The organism is Fictibacillus nanhaiensis, from assembly GCF_049537595.1.
Lineage (GTDB): Bacteria > Bacillota > Bacilli > Bacillales > Fictibacillaceae > Fictibacillus > Fictibacillus nanhaiensis_F.
The window spans coordinates 1-16,620 of sequence record NZ_JBMULM010000009.1; the positions used below are offsets into that span (position 1 = coordinate 1).

Consider the following 16,620-nt stretch of genomic DNA (forward strand, 5'->3'; position numbering starts at 1 on the left):
ACTTTCAAAAAGAAGAAATGCTTCTTCTCTTATTATCCGGTATTAGCCCCGGTTTCCCGGAGTTATCCCCGTCTTACAGGCAGATTACCCACGTGTTACTCACCCGTCCGCCGCTAAATCAGAGGAGCAAGCTCCTCATCATTCGCTCGACTTGCATGTATTAGGCACGCCGCCAGCGTTCATCCTGAGCCAGGATCAAACTCTCCATAAAAGTGTTTGTCTTGCTCGATTTAAAACTGACGGAATTAATTCTTAATTCCTTACCTATTTCTTTTGTTCAGTTTTCAAAGAACTTTTTGTTTCGTTTTTGTTAGCCGCTCGTTTTGGCGACTTTATTAGATTACCATGTCGCAACCCTCATTGTCAACAGCTTTTTTCAAAAACTTTTAATCGTTTATGTGAAGCTCATCAACATGTCAGTATTCCTTGCGACGAAGAATAATATACCATCATTTTCGCTCTTGTACAATAGCTTTTACGAAAAAAAGATAACTTTTATAATCGCTTTTCTTTAGGGTTTAAAGCTTATACAAGATACAGCGATCGCGCGTCCTATTTTATACAAGATATAGTGAAATGGTAATTAATAAATTACACCTTAATTATGATACTCATTTTGTTAATTCCTATACTTACATCCTCATAAAATCAAAAAGCCAGCAATAAGCTGGCTTTTTAGACTTCGTTATTTTTCAGAATGACGCATTTGCGGGAATAACAGAACGTCACGAATAGATGGTGAGTTTGTTAAAAGCATCACTAGACGGTCGATTCCGATTCCTAGTCCACCTGTAGGAGGCATACCATATTCAAGCGCCTCTACAAAATCTTCATCCATCATATGCGCTTCGTCATTACCTTCAGCACGTTCTTTCAGTTGCTCTTCAAAACGTTCACGCTGATCGATTGGGTCATTCAGCTCAGAGAATGCGTTGGCATGCTCACGACCGACAATAAATAACTCAAAACGATCAGTAAAACGAGGGTCCTCAGGATTCTTCTTCGCTAAAGGTGAGATTGCAACTGGGTGACCATACACGAATGTAGGCTGGATCAGTTTTTCTTCTACAAAGAATTCAAAGAATTCATTTACAACATGACCATATGACATGTTGTCTTTTACAGGTACATTATGTTCTTTAGCTAGAGCACGAGCTTCTTCGTCTGTCATTTCAGGCCAGAAGTCTACGCCAGCTGCTTCTTTAATCGCGTCGACCATGTGTACTCTTTTCCAACGCGGTTTAAGATCTACTTCATAGTCTCCGTACGTAACCGTTGTTGTGCCTAATACATCTTGTGCGATGTGAGCGACCAGATTCTCGGTTAACTCCATGATATCAAGGTAATCAGCGTATGCTTCATACAGCTCGATCATCGTGAATTCCGGGTTATGACGAGTGGATACTCCTTCATTACGGAATACGCGGCCGATTTCGTATACCTTCTCAAGTCCACCTACGATAAGGCGCTTAAGGTGAAGCTCGATTGCGATTCGCATGTAAAGCTCCATATCTAGTGCATTATGATGCGTAATGAATGGACGAGCAGATGCTCCACCAGGAATGGAATGCATGGTAGGCGTTTCTACTTCTAAATATCCATTGTCATCTAAATAACGGCGCATAGAACGGATGATCTTAGAACGAGAAATAAACGTATCTTTTACTTCAGGGTTCATGATCAGGTCCACATAACGTTGGCGGTAACGCTGTTCAACGTCTTTAAGTCCATGAAACTTATCAGGAAGTGGGCGCAGAGATTTAGTTAGTAACTGAAAATCCTTCGCTTTTATAGAAAGTTCTCCTACTTTCGTTTTAAAGACAAGTCCTGTTACCCCTACCCAGTCACCAATATCAATCGTATTGAATAGCTCGTATTGCTCATCACCAACAGCATCTAATCTTACATAGATCTGAATCTTTCCAGATAAGTCTTGAATATGAGCAAATCCAGCTTTCCCTTTTCCACGTTTTGTCATGATACGACCCGCGAGAGTTACTGAGATCTCTTCATTATCAAGTTCTTCTTTTTCTTTTTCTCCGTATTCTGCAACAAGATCTGCTGCAGTATGCGTACGGTCGAACTTAGTACCGAAAGGATCTACTCCTTTTTCCGTTAATGCAGTTAACTTTTCTCTTCTAACACGAAGCAAGTCATTTAATTCTACTTCTTGGCTCATGGGAACACTCCTAGCTTTTAGCAGTTTTGAATATCAAGTATGGTATAAGTTAAATCTTCGCCGAAAGGAACACGTACAGTAAAAGTCGAGTGAACCGTTTTTCCAATCGCAGCTTTTGCGATGGGAGATTGCACCGAGATCATGTCTTCACGAGGATCAGCTTCAAAAGGATGGACGATCGTATAAATGTACCGCTCATTATGAACGGTATCTTCAATTGTAATAGTTGAGCCTGGTTCTACATAGCAGCCCGCTTCTCTTACCATCGGCCATGTGATCGATTGAGCTAAAATATCTTTTATCTCAGAGACCCGCGAATGAATGAATTCCTTTTCTGCTGTGTTTCGGCATTCCTTTTTACGTTTTGATAGGTATTGTAGTTCTTTTTCTAGATTCCTGGTGCCTTCTTGGGTGAGTTTGATCATAGCCATAAGCTATTCCTCCTCCATTATAATAAAGAAAAACACCGGATGATGAATCTGTTGTTATGAAGCAAACAACAGCCAGTCATCTGATGATCTGGCTGTATGTTGCTAATGTTAGCTGATTTTTTGCACTTCTTCTAATTGATCAACATAATCAAACACTAGTTTATTCATGCCTTCACGAGTAGTCATCTGGTTGATCGCGTTTCGAACAGAACCTGTTTGAGGCAAGCCTTTAAGATACCAAGCTGCGTGCTTCCTCATCTCTCTTGCTGCAACATCTTCACCTTTAAGGTCGATCAAACGATCCATATGAAGCATGCAGATGTTCATCTTTTCACGCGCAGTAGGTTCTGGCGCTATGATTCCGCTCTCTAGATATTGAACAGTTCGATAAAGCATCCATGGGTTGCCAAGTGCAGCTCTTCCGATCATAACACCGTCTACTCCGTATTGGTCCATGCGGTCTTTCGCTTCTTGAGGAGAAGAGACATCACCATTACCGATAACCGGAATCGATACGTTCTTCTTCACTTCGCCGATAATGTCCCAATCCGCTACCCCTTCATACATCTGAACACGCGTACGGCCATGAACAGCAACAGCCGCTCCGCCTGCACGTTCGACCGCTTGTGCATTTTTAACAGCATAGATATGATCTTCATCCCAACCGATACGCATTTTTACAGTTACCGGTTTTTGAACTGCATCAACCGTAGCCGCTACCATCTCATAAATCTTATCGGGATCGAGTAACCATTTTGCACCTGCATCACATTTTGTGATTTTAGGAACCGGACAACCCATATTGATATCTATAATGTCTGCGTTCGTATTTTTATCTACGTATTTAGCTGCAGCCACTAATGATTCACGCTCGCCTCCAAAGATCTGCAGGCTAAGTGGCTTTTCCCGCTCATCTACATAAAGCATCTTTAAAGATCTTTCGTTCTCATGCAAAATCCCTTTGTCACTTACCATCTCTGCGCAGACGAGCCCGGCACCGAACTCTTTTGCGATCAATCGAAAAGCAGGGTTACATACACCCGCCATTGGTGCTAGAACTACCGGATTCTTTAAAGTAATATCACCGATCTTCAAGTTAACAATCACCTCGTTCCTCTTACAGGTTTTATATATTGATTACTTATTGTAGTTCTTCTACGTTAATGCTGAATTGATCTGCTATTCTTTGAATCAGATCTCCTTTAGGCTTTCGGCTGCCCCTTTCCACCTCACCAAGAACCGAAACTGAGATTCCGATGTCTTTAGCAAGCTGTTCTTGAGTATAGCCTTTTAACTTTCTGAACGCACGGATGCGTCTTCCCAGTCGGTCTTCTTCCATATGCGTACACCTTCTTTATCTCTTTGTTCGCAAAGGACTTGATGTAACGAAATTGAATTCTCCGGGTAAATATCATCTGGAGCAATTTCACATAGAGGTATGAGAACAAACGCCCTTTCAAGCATACGTGGGTGCGGAATGGTTAACTCTTCCGTCTGTATACTTACACTATTATACAATAAAATGTCAAGGTCTATTGTTCGCGGTCCCCATTTTTGAACCCTTTTCCGGTCTAGTTTCATCTCTATGTCTTGCAGTTTACTTAAAAGCGCCTGTGGAGAAAGGGTCGTTTTGAGTTTTAATGCTAAATTTAAGAATAATGGCTGATCCGTCACACCTACAGGATCTGTCTCATAGATCGAAGAAACAGATTCGATGCTAATATCATCAAACTCGCCTAACAGAGATATGGCCCGCTCAAGCAAGCCTTCTCGATCACCCATGTTCGAACCGACAGATAGAAAAGCAATATTGTGGCGGTTCATCTATACACGACCTCTTGTGATCTCAACGGCAACCGAATCATAATGCCCAGGAATCGGAGGGTCTGGTTTGATCACTTTGACCATCACTTCATCAACCAAAGTAAACTTTCCAAGGATGGAAGTAGAAATCGCTTCAGCCAATGTTTCTAAAAGCTTAACCGGCTCACCTTCAACGATTTCTTTTACCGCTCCGTACACTTCTCCATAATTAACTGTATTGTCTAGTTCATCGGACAGTCCTGCTTGGGAAAGGTCCATTGATAAGACTACGTCTACGTTGAAACGCTGTCCAAGCTTTTGCTCTTCATTAAACACACCATGATAGCCATAGAACCTCATACCGTTTACATACATTTTATCCATGAGACACCGCTCCTTTTTTGAGCATGATGTCCATCATCTTTGTCATTCTGCTCATTTCTTTTACATCGTGAACACGAACGATCGAGCAACCTCGTTCAATTCCGAGACAAACGGTAGCACCTGTTCCTTCTACTCGTTCTTCAACGGGCAGATCGAGTGCCCTGCCGATCATCGATTTTCGTGAAGTTCCTAATAAGACAGGATAGCCCATCTGCACAATTTCATTCAGTCGCCGAATCGTTTCAAGGTTTTGTTCGAACGTTTTAACAAAACCAACACCCGGATCTAAAATGATGTTGTCAGGGTTAACGCCTGCCTTAACCGTAATCGCGATACTATGCTCAAGATCAGCGATTACATCTGGCATGAATTCTTGGTAGTTCGTATCAAATCGGTTATGCATGAGAATGACGGGTACATTCGTTTCCGCCATCACCCTTGGCATATCTGGATCAAATTTAGCTCCCCATACATCATTAATGATATGAGCACCTGCTTTTATCGCTTGATAGGCAGTTTCTGCTTTATACGTATCAATCGATAATGGAACGTTTACTTCTTTTCTTAATGCTTCTATTATAGGAATCACACGTTTGAGCTCTTGTTCGAGCGGCACTTTCTCTGCACCAGGTCTTGTAGACTCTCCGCCGATGTCAATCATATCAGCGCCGTCTTTCACCATCTGTTTCGCATGAGAGATCGCTTGTTCGATCCGGTTGTGATGTCCGCCATCCGAAAACGAATCTGGTGTCACATTAAGAATACCCATTACATATGTTTTTTTTGAAAAATCAAGTACGTACTCACCGCAGTTCATTTTTTGCTGTTTTAGCATCATCTCGTGCATGGAGAATCTATCCTTTCAAAAAACATCAAATACTTCGATATTGTTTCTTCGTATGGTTCATGTAGAGCTCTCTAAACTTCTGATACACTCCACCTTCAGCTCCAAGAAACGTCTTATCTTGAAAATGACTGACTGGAACGAGCTCTTGTATGGAGTTCGTAAGGAATACTTCATCTGCTTCCATTAAAGTCTCAATAGTATAGTTCCCCGTTTCTAGAAGAATGTTCAGCTGTTCTGATGCATGCATAACCCATTTTCTTGTAATCCCCTCTAAAATTCCAGTGGATCTGTGGGGAGTATAGAGCTTGTTATCTTTGTACCAAAAGAGGTTTGATACGGTTCCTTCGCTTATACAGCCTTCTTGCGTCAAGAAAACGCCTTCTTGATTCATGTTAGAAAGCTCTCTCTTGCCCAATATGCTGTTTAAATAGTGATGGGATTTCAGCCGTTTCTCACCTTCTGGCGTATTGCGTCTTGTTTTGAGTAGAACCAGCTCTTTTTCTGAAACCGAACTTGTTTCAACGAGCGGCTTTGTGTACAAAATAACGACAGGTTCCCCATATGAATCTGTCTGTAATCCGATATCACCTACGCCAGCAGATACATTAAGTCTAAAATAAGCATCATTCATCTTATTCTTAGATAGAAGGGTATTCACCATCTCTATAACCGTATCTGCATCAAGAACAAGATTAATATTCAATTCGTCTAACGCTTCACTGAGACGGTTCAAGTGTTCCTGTATTAAAAAAGGAAAACCATCATACGTTCTAAATGTTTCAAACGCTCCTAAACCATACATGAAGCCATGATCATAAGGTGAGATCATAGCTTCATCTTTGGAAACTACTTTTCCGTTTAAATAGATGTACATGTAACTTCCTTGCCTTTATAAAAATCAATAAAATTTCTTAGCAATTTCTTTCCATCTTCCGTTAGTATGGACTCCGGATGATATTGAACCCCTTCGATCGGAAGCTCTTTGTGGCGGATCCCCATGATCTCTCCTTCATCTGTCCAAGAAGAAATCTCAAAGCATTCAGGCAGTGTTTCTCTTTTTGCGATCAATGAATGATAGCGTGTTGCCTGAAACTCTTGCGCGAGTCCGTTATAAACCGTCTTCCCGTCATGAAGAACAGGGGACACTTTACCATGCATCAAGCGCTCTGCACGTACCACGTCTCCACCGAACACTTGCGCGATCGACTGATGACCTAAGCAAACTCCGAAAATCGGTATCTTTCCTGCAAAATGCGAGATCGCTTCTAGGGAGATACCTGCTTCATTCGGAGAACACGGTCCCGGAGAAATCATTAAGAAATCAGGATTTAGTTGTTCAATCTCTTGAATCGTTATCTCATCATTTCGTTTTACGACTAACTCCTCACCCATCTCACCTAAATACTGAACGAGGTTGTACGTAAAAGAATCGTAGTTATCAATCATTAAAATCATCTCGTCTCATCTCCTCTCATGTGCTGTCTTATACCAAAATTGACCCGAGCTCACTCTGCTCTTTGGCACGCCACAGCGCCTCTGCTTTTTTTAGACTTTCCTTATACTCACTTTGGGGTATAGAGTCAATAACGATACCCGCACCCGCTTGAACGTGTGCAGTTTCATTTTGACATACCATCGTCCGAATTGCGATATTCATTTCCGTATCGCCGTTAAAACCAATCCAGCCGATACTTCCAGTGTAAACACCTCTTCGAACAGGCTCTAGCTCTTCGATGATCTCCATCGTTCTAACTTTTGGAGCACCCGTGATCGTACCGCCAGGGAATGTCGCTTTGATGCAATCGAACGCATCAAATTCTGGTCTTAATGTTCCAACCACATTCGAGACAATATGCATGACGTGCGAATACCTCTCGATCACCATGAACTCATCGACATTCACACTGCCATAAACCGAAACTTTACCAAGATCGTTTCGTTCAAGATCGACGAGCATCACATGTTCTGCTCGTTCTTTTTCATTTTGGATCAGCGTGTTTGCAAGTTCGATATCTTCTTCCTCTGTTCTGCCTCGCGGTCGTGTTCCCGCGATCGGACGCGTGCTGATCAGGTCACCTTTCTTCTTCACCAAAAGTTCAGGTGAAGCACTAACTAGCTGAAAGTCTGGTGTTTCTAAGTAACTCATATATGGAGATGGGTTGATCCTTCTTAATTCTTCATAAACGTTTATTGGAGTTGTTCGTAGCGCCTTTGACTGACGAACAGAGAGATTCACTTGAAACACATCACCATCAGAAATATAACTTTGAATCTTTTTAACCGCGTCTACAAAAACATCCTCTGTCATGGAAACGTGTTTAAAATCTTCAATGGGAAAGTTCTGAATTCCTTGATCCACTTCTGTAGCTGCAGATAGCGGCGCTTCCCACATTTCTTTGTAAGCTCGCAGCTTGTCTATGCTATAAGAGTCGTCCTTATCTTCAGTCCACGTTATGATCCACAACATACTTGTATCATGTTCATAAACAAACACATCTCTAAACAGCAAAAAGTACAAATCCGGAAGACCTAAATCATCTTCTGAAGTTACAGGCAGTTTTTCAAACTCGCGCGTCAGATCATAGCTTAAATAACCGATCGCCCCACCCGTAAAGTCTGGCAATCCTTCTACTCGCTCCACATCAAAGTCTTTAAACCAGTTCTGAAACTGCTCATATATAGGGCCTTTACGTGTAGTTGAGCCCTCATCTGTTTTAATTGTTAGAACGTCATGTTTACCAATGACTTCAGCAAACGGTGACAGACCGATAATGCTATACTTTCCAGTTCTTCCGCTCTCCAGCAACACGTGGCGAGGTTCAGTTGCTGCTAATGATTTATATTTGTAGAACCACTCTTCTTTAGATAGAGGTATACATGAATGCATGACATGCCATTTTTTGTTCATCCCCATACGGTCACTCTCCCAAAAATCTTCTGCTTACATTGTACATGAGGTGTTTCACTTTGGCACATCTTTCTCCTAATTTCCTGCATTTACATGGGTATTATCTCCACTTTAAAAGTCTTTGAGAGATGATGACCTTGTGAAGTATGAAAAAAGCTCTTTTAAGAGAAGAGAATCCATACAGAATGGGGTATACACGGGGCTAATTCAAGAAAACTCAGTAAAATTCCGTGTTCTTCCCGCGAGTTTTGAACATAAATCGGCGAGATGACAAAGTTCGACTACCTTCAACCATCCCTCTACCCCATACCTAACAAAAAAGCCCCCATAAGGGAGCTCGCTAAAAGAATTAATCTTCAAATTGGTACAGCGGCGTACTTAAGTAACGTTCGCCATTACTTGGGATGATCGCTAATACCTTTTTGCCTTTACCAAGCTTTTTAGCAACTTTTAACGCTGCCGATATAGCTGCGCCAGAAGAAATGCCGCCTAAAAGCCCTTCTTCACGCGCTGCTTTTCTCGCCCATTCGAAAGCTTCATCGTTTGAGATGGTTATAACTTCATCGTAGATGTCTGTTTTTAAAATGTCCGGCACAAAACCTGCGCCGATTCCTTGAATTTTGTGCGGTCCTGGTTTTCCACCAGACAATACCGGAGAGTCCGTCGGTTCCACCGCATAGATCTTGATCTCTGGATATTTTTCTTTTAAGACCTGACCTGCACCTGTAATGGTTCCACCTGTGCCGATTCCAGATACGAATGCATCTAGACCGTCTGGGAATTGTGAAACAATCTCTTGACCTGTCGTATTTCGATGGATGGCAGGGTTCGCTTCATTCTTAAACTGCTGTGGCATGAAGTAACCTTTTTCTTTTGCTAGTTCTTCCGCTTTTCTAATCGCTCCGCCCATTCCTTCTGGTCCAGGAGTTAGGACAAGATCGGCTCCATAAGCTCTCAAAAGATTTCTTCTTTCTAAACTCATCGTTTCAGGCATAACAAGAACCGTTTTGTATCCTTTTGCTGCAGCAACCATCGCTAAACCAATTCCCGTGTTACCACTTGTCGGTTCAACAATCGTATCTTCCGCTTTTAATTTTCCGCTTTTCTCTGCATCTTCAATCATCGCTAATGCGATGCGGTCTTTTACACTGCTTCCCGGATTCATGAACTCTAACTTCAGGTAAACATCTGCCATATCCTCTGATGTGATGCGATTCAATTTCACTACAGGGGTTTGGCCGATCAGATCTGTGATCGATTGCGCCACTCTTGCCATTTGCCATCACTCCTAAAACCGAGTATTTTTATTGGATTAATTGTAGCAACCCTGGAAATACTCTGTCAATTTTATTGCATACGAAAATCATCTATTACCATGGTACGCAGATATTTTTATTTCATGTATAAAACAAAACCCGGAGAAAAGTCCGGGTTTACGCTTTTGCTTGATCAAGCAAGGTTTGTAGTTCTTCTTTTGTAAAGATATAAGTGGCGTTACAGAATTGACAGTTCGTTTCTGCTTGGCCATCTTCTTCTATAATATCTGAGATCTCTTGTTCACCCAGACTTACGATCGCCTGTCCAAAGCGCTCGTGTGAGCATGTACACTGAAAACGCACAGGAGATTTTTCAAGGATTTGGACTTGGTCTTCTCCTAAAAGCTCAAATAAGATTTCTTCTGGTGTCATCCCTTTTTCGATCAAACGAGAAATCGGAGGAATCGCGTTGATTCTTTCTTCGAGTAAATCGACGATTGCATCTGAAGCATTCGGCATCACTTGTACGATAAAACCACCTGAGGCCTTGATCGAATTGTCAGGATTCACAAGAACACCAACACCTACTGCAGAAGGCACCTGTTCAGATGAAGCAAAGTAATACGTAAAGTCCTCTCCTAGTTCACCTGAAACCATCGGCACTTGTCCTGTGAACTTTTCGCGCATTCCGATATCTTTTAGAACGGATAAGTATCCGTCTTTTCCTACCGCTCTTGCTACATCCAGCTTTCCTTTGCTGTTCAGTTCAAAGTGAGTATGAGGATTCGTTACATAACCACGAGTCTCACCTTTTGTGTTGCTATCTACGATGATCACTCCGATTGGACCGCCGCCTTCAATCTTCACCGTTATGCTGGTGTTTTCACCTTTTAGCATCATACCCATCATGGTCGAAGCAGTCATCGCTCTTCCTAATGCAGCTGAAGCTGTCGGCCATGTGTCGTGTCTTCTTTGTCCTTCACTTACCATCTCAGTAGAAGAGATCGCATAAGCGCGGATCTGCCCATCATAAGCAAGGGCTTTAATTAAATAATCATTCATTGAAACTCACCCTTTAACCATTCTTATTTTTATCGTATATCAGCAATAGACCTTTTAATGTTAAAAATGGATCAACGTGATCGATCACGTTGCTTTCCGCTGCAATTAAATTCGCAAGTCCACCCGTCGCAATTACTTTTGGTTCAACCTCAGACTGTTCTTTCATTCTTTTTACAATACCCTCTACTTGTCCTACATATCCATAGAGAATACCCGCCTGCATCGCGTTCACCGTATTCTTTCCGATCACACCCTCAGGCTTAGCAATCTCAATACGCGGTAATTTCGCCGCTTTCGTATAAAGAGCCTCTGTTGAGATGTTGATACCCGGCGCGATTGCTCCTCCCATATACTGTTTGTTTTCATTGATGTAACAATACGTAGTAGCTGTACCAAAATCAACGATGATCAGCGGTGCATCATATTCATGAATAGCAGCAACCGCGTTAACAATTCGGTCTGCACCTACTTCTCTTGGGTTTTCATATTTAATATTTAACCCTGTCTTTATACCAGGTCCCACTACTAATGGACGTTGGTTAAAATATTTTACACACATACGCTCTAAGGCGAACATGATTGGTGGAACAACCGAAGATATAATGATACCTTCAATCTGCTCTTTATGAATATTAACGTGGCGGAACAGATCGAGTATAAGCATGCCATACTCATCCTCTGTTTTTTCACGTGATGTATGAATTCTCCAATGATGCTTCAGTTCATCATTCTCGTAGAGTCCTAAAACAATATTCGTATTTCCGACATCAAACACAAAAATCATGGAATTTGTCCCCGCTTCTTATCTTAAGTTTCTATAATAGTTATAACATAAAACGTATAGGAGTAAAGCAAGGCGGCTTATTGGGAATTTTTCGCTTATTCATGTTGTCTGTGAAAGTGGTTGATTTCCGTTACAGGTACTCGCTTTCCGCGGGGCAGGCGGTGAGCCACATTCGTACGTTTCACGTATAAGTGTCTCACCCGCCTACCTGTCCCGCAGGAGTCTCCTACCTTTCACTCCAATCAACCTGTCAGTGAAGGGAAAGAATAAAACAATCCAAAATACCCGCTGCCTTCCCAGGAGTCTCAAAACTTCCACTTCTATAAGCTTGTCAATGATGATAAAGAACAAAACAAACAAACTTAAACCTTTTTAAGATGCTTTTTTTCTAAAGGGTTGATGCTTTTGGATGTTTTTTATTGTTATCTTCATTGACAAGTTGATTGTAGCGTAAGGTTGCCTGCCTGCCACATGAGGAGCTTCTCGCAAGGCATGCGACGAGGAAGTTCACTTCGTTAGCATAAACTTGTAGACGCAGGAGCAGAGAGACAATCTTTGAGCGGTCAGGTGAGACCCTTAAGGGCGCAAAGCGGCAGTCCGAAAAGTGGAAGTGACTCGTTCAGGCCCGACAAGCAAAAGGTAAATGGGCTCGGAAGGCGCACTTTGCCTTCTTGACCGTTTACCTTTTGACCTCGAGGGGCTAGTCACTGAAACTAGACATGGGGCTCACCGGTCGCCCCATGGAAAGCGAGCAACCTGGAGCGGAAATCAACTACTTTCAAAAGCAAAAAGTAATACAAAAAAAGACACCTCAGCTCTGAGGTGTCCTTTTGAAATTAGTCTTGTTTTGGCTCTTCATCTTTTTTGTTAAGTGTTACTTTAACATCATCAGATGGGTTAGAAATCGTTTTTCTGTCAGGTAGTTTACCTGTTTTAACGAGTTCTTTGATTTGTTCTTCATCAAGCGTTTCTACAGTTAACAATGTTTGAGCGATGATTTCTAACTTAGAATTATGCTCAGTAAGGATCTGACGGCAACGCTCGTAAGATTCTTTGATGATACGCTGAACTTCTAAATCAATTTCATGCGCAATTGCATCACTATAGTTTTGCTCGTTATTGAAGTCTCTTCCTAAGAAGACTTGACCGCCTTGTGATGAACCGAATTGCATCGGTCCTAGACGTTCACTCATACCAAACTCTGTTACCATGCGGCGAGCGATTCCAGTCGCACGCTGGAAGTCATTGTGAGCTCCCGTACTAACTTCCTTGAACGTGATCTCTTCAGCCACACGGCCTCCAAGAAGTCCAACGATCTTATCTTCTAATTCAGGTTTTGTCATAAAGTAACGATCTTCTTTCGGAAGCATTACTGTGTAACCACCTGCTTGACCACGAGGGACAACGGTAACTTTATGAACAGTGTCAGCTCCTTCAAGAACTAGACCGATAACAGTGTGACCCGCTTCATGATAAGCAACAATGTTCTTTTCTTTTTCGGAAATCACACGGCTCTTTTTCGCAGGTCCTGCAATAACACGGTCGATCGCTTCATCAACGTCATCCATATCAATCTTTTTCTTATTCGTACGAGCAGCAACTAAAGCTGCTTCATTCAATAAGTTTTCTAGATCCGCGCCAGAGAAACCTGGAGTGCGCATCGCGATCGTTTTCAAATTAACGTCTTCTGCAAGCGGCTTATTGCGCGCATGCACTTGAAGTACTTCTTCACGTCCTTTAACATCTGGGCGGTTAACCGGAATCTGACGGTCAAAACGTCCCGGACGAAGAAGGGCTGGATCTAGAATATCAGCACGGTTGGTAGCTGCGATAATGATAATTCCTTCATTAGCACCAAAACCATCCATTTCAACTAGCAATTGGTTAAGTGTTTGCTCACGCTCGTCATGACCTCCGCCAAGACCAGCTCCACGCTGACGACCTACCGCATCAATCTCATCGATAAAGATGATACATGGTGCGTTTTTCTTAGCGTTTTCAAACAAGTCACGAACACGTGATGCACCGACACCGACGAACATCTCAACGAAATCAGAACCTGAGATCGAGAAGAACGGAACGCCAGCTTCTCCTGCTACTGCACGTGCAAGAAGTGTTTTACCAGTACCCGGAGGTCCTACTAAAAGAACACCTTTTGGAATACGCGCACCTAGCGCAGAGAATTTACGCGGATCTTTTAAGAATTCAACAACTTCAACTAGCTCTTGTTTCTCTTCATCAGCACCAGCTACGTCTTTAAACGTAACCTTTTTCTTTTCTTCGTTGTAAAGTTTAGCTTTACTCTTACCAAAGTTCATTACTCGGCTTCCGCCGCCTTGCGCTTGGTTAAGTAAGAAGAAGAATAAGATAAAGATAATGACAAACGGAATTATTGAGGTGAAGAACGTCACCCAGCCACTCGTCTGTTCTTGCTGTTTAAATTCAACATTTGATGAATCAGCAAGCTTTTCAATTTCAGCTAGTGTGTTACCAGTTAGAGGAGCATTCGTTTGGAATACTTCTCCTTCTTTAGCTCCTTCAAGCTGGCCGCGGACAACGTATACGCCACCCTCAGGCTGGTAAACGATGCTTTCCACTTTGCCTGATTCGATGTACTTAGTCAGCTGATCATAACGAATTTCTTTGACTTCGTTGTTGTTGCCGTTAAAAAAGCTGACAACTCCAACCACAACTAAAAAGATTAATAAATAAAATATAGTATTACGGAAGATGCGATTCATTCCTTACCTCCTTAGGCGAACAATCAAATCTTATGCGGTTTTCTATTCTTTCTTTTCGTAGATCTCTGGCTTTAAAACGCCAATGTAAGGCAAGTTACGGTATCTCTCGATGTAGTCCAATCCATAACCAACAACAAAAGCATCAGGAACGATGAAGCCAGCAAGATCTGGAGCGATATCAACCTTACGTCCTGTAGGCTTATCCAGCAAAGTAACGATCTTAACCGATTTTGCTTTACGTGCCTTAAACAGTTGAACGAGATAGCTGAGCGTTAAACCACTGTCAATAATATCTTCTACAATGATAACGTCTCGACCTTCTAAGGAAGTATCTAAATCTTTAACAATTTTAACTTGACCAGAAGAAACGGTAGATGCACCATAGCTGGACACTGCCATTAAATCGATCTCAAGATGGATATCCATACGTTTGATCAAGTCTGCCATAAAAGGTAGAGCACCTTTTAAAACCCCAACCACCAATGGAAAGCGTTCCTTATATTCCACAGAAAGCTCTTTACCAAGTTCTTTAATCTTGTTTTGAATAGCTTCTTCGGAAATAAGTGTTTCTAAAATTTCATCATGCATGTTCAACAAGCCTCCTAGACGTCATGGCGATTTTTTATGAAAGCGTAGGATAACCCAAAGTTCTGATGGATCTATTTGATGACGTCTAATGTGTTTTAGCCCTGGAAGCCAAATAATCTTACCGTTTGCATCAACAACAACCGGCCAAACGTTTCTTTCTTCCTGCGGCACTTTAGCATCAATAAATATATCTTTTAATTTCCGAGAACCGACGCCGGCAATCGCCATCCGGTCACCTGGTTTTCGGGTGCGAACTCGTAACGGGAGATCAACCTCTTTCATTGAAAACACAAAAACATCTTTTCCTCTTTGTAAAGCGGGTTCACAATCTGTTATTTCAGCAGTTATACGTCCATTCGGCAGTTCTACATAACCGGGCAGCTCTAGTGAAAAGTCATAAGACCCTTCCTCATTTTTGACGATATGCTCAAAACTTAACAAACATCTGTCATAAGTTCGGCTAACTACTAAACCTGACGGAAAATGCAACATTCCGGACGGATGCTCACTTCCGAGCAAACTAAGAAAGTTTTCCTTATGTACAGAGGAAAGAGATGAAGGATTAATTTTATACAGATAGTTCAATATTAGTGTAATCCCTCTTTTTTGTAAAGGAATAGGCATCTTGTTAAAAGCAGATACAGATAACTCTATTTTCCCCTCTGTCCGCCTGATTAAAACCTTTTCTAACTCTATTTCAGCCAGTTTTAATATATACGCTTCATCTTCGGAAATAGTTTCACTTAAATACTGAAATCTTTCATGCACGTTAGGGTTTTCCTGTTTTAAAAAAGGCAGAATTTTTTTTCTGAAGCGATTCCGAACATATTTATCACTTTCATTGCTTGAATCATAAACGGGAAACAGGTTTTCTACTTTACAATAATGCTCGATTTGGTCTTTTGTTATTCCTAAAAAAGGACGAATTATTTTACCTGTAGCAAAAGGACGTTTCACCGGGATGCCAGCGGAACTAAATCCTTCGCTTCCCCTCGTCATCCTCATGAGCATCGTTTCCACTTGATCGTCGCCATGATGCGCCAAAGCGAGCGCCTCTGCACGGTGTTTTTTCATCACGTTCTCGAAAAAATTGTATCGACAGATTCTAGCAGCGGCTTGTAAAGACAAATTATGTTCCGCTTGATAGCTTGCAACATCTGCGCTATCACCTTCAAAAGTAATATTCCGCTCATCACAAAAGCTCTTAACAAACGCGAGTTCTGATGCCGACTCGTCACCTCTTAAGCGATGATCGAATGAGGCAGCGACGATCTTAATTTTGTAATAAGAAGACCTTCTCCATAAAAAATGCAGCAAAGCCAAAGAATCTGGTCCTCCGGAAACACCGATCACTACAGTTTGAGGAGCCGAAAGAAGCTGGTGTCTTTTAATAAAATTCTCCACTTCCTGCAACGTGAACCGCTCCTTCATTTTCCGTTTTTAATAAGGCTTGTTTTCGTTGGACTTGTTAACCCCAAAGAATAGGCTGAATGTAAATAAGTTCTTCTCTGTTAGATTGTTCATTTGGTTTCTTCAATGACAAGTTGATTGAAGTGCAGAGTGCGTGCCTGCCACATGAGAAACTTCTCGCAAGGCATGCGACGAGGAATCTCACTTCGATAGCATAACTTGTAGAC

General features: G+C 41.9%; 16 protein-coding genes and 1 rRNA gene. All 17 read right to left on the reverse strand.

What is annotated here, in order from left to right; translation table 11 throughout:
- Positions 1-211 (reverse strand): 16S ribosomal RNA (locus ACOZ9X_RS20490); the annotation flags it as partial.
- Between the two features lie 474 nt (positions 212-685).
- Positions 686-2,179 carry a lysine--tRNA ligase gene (gene lysS / locus ACOZ9X_RS20495; protein ID WP_423419741.1) on the reverse strand — a complete coding sequence of 498 codons (1,494 nt, stop codon included), beginning with the start codon at positions 2,177-2,179 and terminating at the stop codon, positions 686-688.
- A 17-nt stretch (positions 2,180-2,196) separates the two neighbouring features.
- A complete protein-coding gene (locus ACOZ9X_RS20500; RefSeq protein ID WP_423419742.1) occupies positions 2,197-2,610 on the reverse strand; it encodes a GreA/GreB family elongation factor in 414 nt (137 codons plus the stop codon).
- A 108-nt stretch (positions 2,611-2,718) separates the two neighbouring features.
- On the reverse strand, positions 2,719-3,657 hold the full coding sequence (gene dusB, locus ACOZ9X_RS20505; RefSeq protein WP_423419776.1) for a tRNA dihydrouridine synthase DusB: 939 nt from the start codon (positions 3,655-3,657) through the stop codon (positions 2,719-2,721).
- 94 nt (positions 3,658-3,751) lie between these two features.
- Positions 3,752-3,949 carry a helix-turn-helix domain-containing protein gene (locus ACOZ9X_RS20510; protein WP_423419743.1) on the reverse strand — a complete coding sequence of 66 codons (198 nt, stop codon included), beginning with the start codon at positions 3,947-3,949 and terminating at the stop codon, positions 3,752-3,754.
- Positions 3,901-4,434, reverse strand: a complete 534-nt coding sequence (gene folK, locus ACOZ9X_RS20515; RefSeq protein ID WP_423419744.1) for a 2-amino-4-hydroxy-6-hydroxymethyldihydropteridine diphosphokinase — start codon at positions 4,432-4,434, stop codon at positions 3,901-3,903. Before folK ends, ACOZ9X_RS20510 begins: the two co-directional genes overlap by 49 nt.
- A complete protein-coding gene (gene folB, locus ACOZ9X_RS20520; RefSeq protein ID WP_423419745.1) occupies positions 4,435-4,797 on the reverse strand; it encodes a dihydroneopterin aldolase in 363 nt (120 codons plus the stop codon).
- Complete coding sequence (folP, locus tag ACOZ9X_RS20525; protein WP_423419746.1) at positions 4,790-5,644, reverse strand: dihydropteroate synthase; 855 nt, start codon at positions 5,642-5,644, stop codon at positions 4,790-4,792. The genes folB and folP overlap by 8 nt, the downstream gene beginning before the upstream one ends.
- Before the next feature lie 25 nt (positions 5,645-5,669).
- Positions 5,670-6,518 (reverse strand): aminodeoxychorismate lyase, encoded by an 849-nt coding sequence (gene pabC, locus ACOZ9X_RS20530; protein WP_423419747.1) that lies wholly within the window; start codon positions 6,516-6,518, stop codon positions 5,670-5,672.
- Positions 6,503-7,099, reverse strand: coding sequence for an aminodeoxychorismate/anthranilate synthase component II (gene pabA, locus ACOZ9X_RS20535; RefSeq protein ID WP_423419748.1), 597 nt, complete (start codon positions 7,097-7,099; stop codon positions 6,503-6,505). Before pabA ends, pabC begins: the two co-directional genes overlap by 16 nt.
- A 28-nt stretch (positions 7,100-7,127) precedes the next feature.
- A complete protein-coding gene (locus ACOZ9X_RS20540) occupies positions 7,128-8,552 on the reverse strand; it encodes an anthranilate synthase component I family protein (protein ID WP_423419777.1) in 1,425 nt (474 codons plus the stop codon).
- Between the two features lie 349 nt (positions 8,553-8,901).
- The gene (gene cysK / locus ACOZ9X_RS20545) at positions 8,902-9,828 is read right to left on the reverse strand and encodes a cysteine synthase A (protein WP_423419749.1); all 927 of its coding nucleotides are present in this window, start codon (positions 9,826-9,828) and stop codon (positions 8,902-8,904) included.
- Between the two features lie 157 nt (positions 9,829-9,985).
- Positions 9,986-10,870, reverse strand: coding sequence for an Hsp33 family molecular chaperone HslO (hslO, locus tag ACOZ9X_RS20550; protein ID WP_423419750.1), 885 nt, complete (start codon positions 10,868-10,870; stop codon positions 9,986-9,988).
- A gap of 13 nt (positions 10,871-10,883) precedes the next feature.
- On the reverse strand, positions 10,884-11,654 hold the full coding sequence (locus tag ACOZ9X_RS20555) for a type III pantothenate kinase (RefSeq protein ID WP_198769438.1): 771 nt from the start codon (positions 11,652-11,654) through the stop codon (positions 10,884-10,886).
- Positions 11,655-12,490: 836 nt separating this feature from the next.
- Entirely contained in the window at positions 12,491-14,395 is a 1,905-nt protein-coding gene (ftsH, locus tag ACOZ9X_RS20560) for an ATP-dependent zinc metalloprotease FtsH (protein ID WP_197134428.1), read from the reverse strand.
- A gap of 42 nt (positions 14,396-14,437) precedes the next feature.
- Positions 14,438-14,983, reverse strand: coding sequence for a hypoxanthine phosphoribosyltransferase (gene hpt / locus ACOZ9X_RS20565; protein ID WP_066390553.1), 546 nt, complete (start codon positions 14,981-14,983; stop codon positions 14,438-14,440).
- A 21-nt stretch (positions 14,984-15,004) separates the two neighbouring features.
- Complete coding sequence (gene tilS / locus ACOZ9X_RS20570) at positions 15,005-16,387, reverse strand: tRNA lysidine(34) synthetase TilS (RefSeq protein WP_423419778.1); 1,383 nt, start codon at positions 16,385-16,387, stop codon at positions 15,005-15,007.
- Positions 16,388-16,620 lie beyond the last annotated feature (233 nt).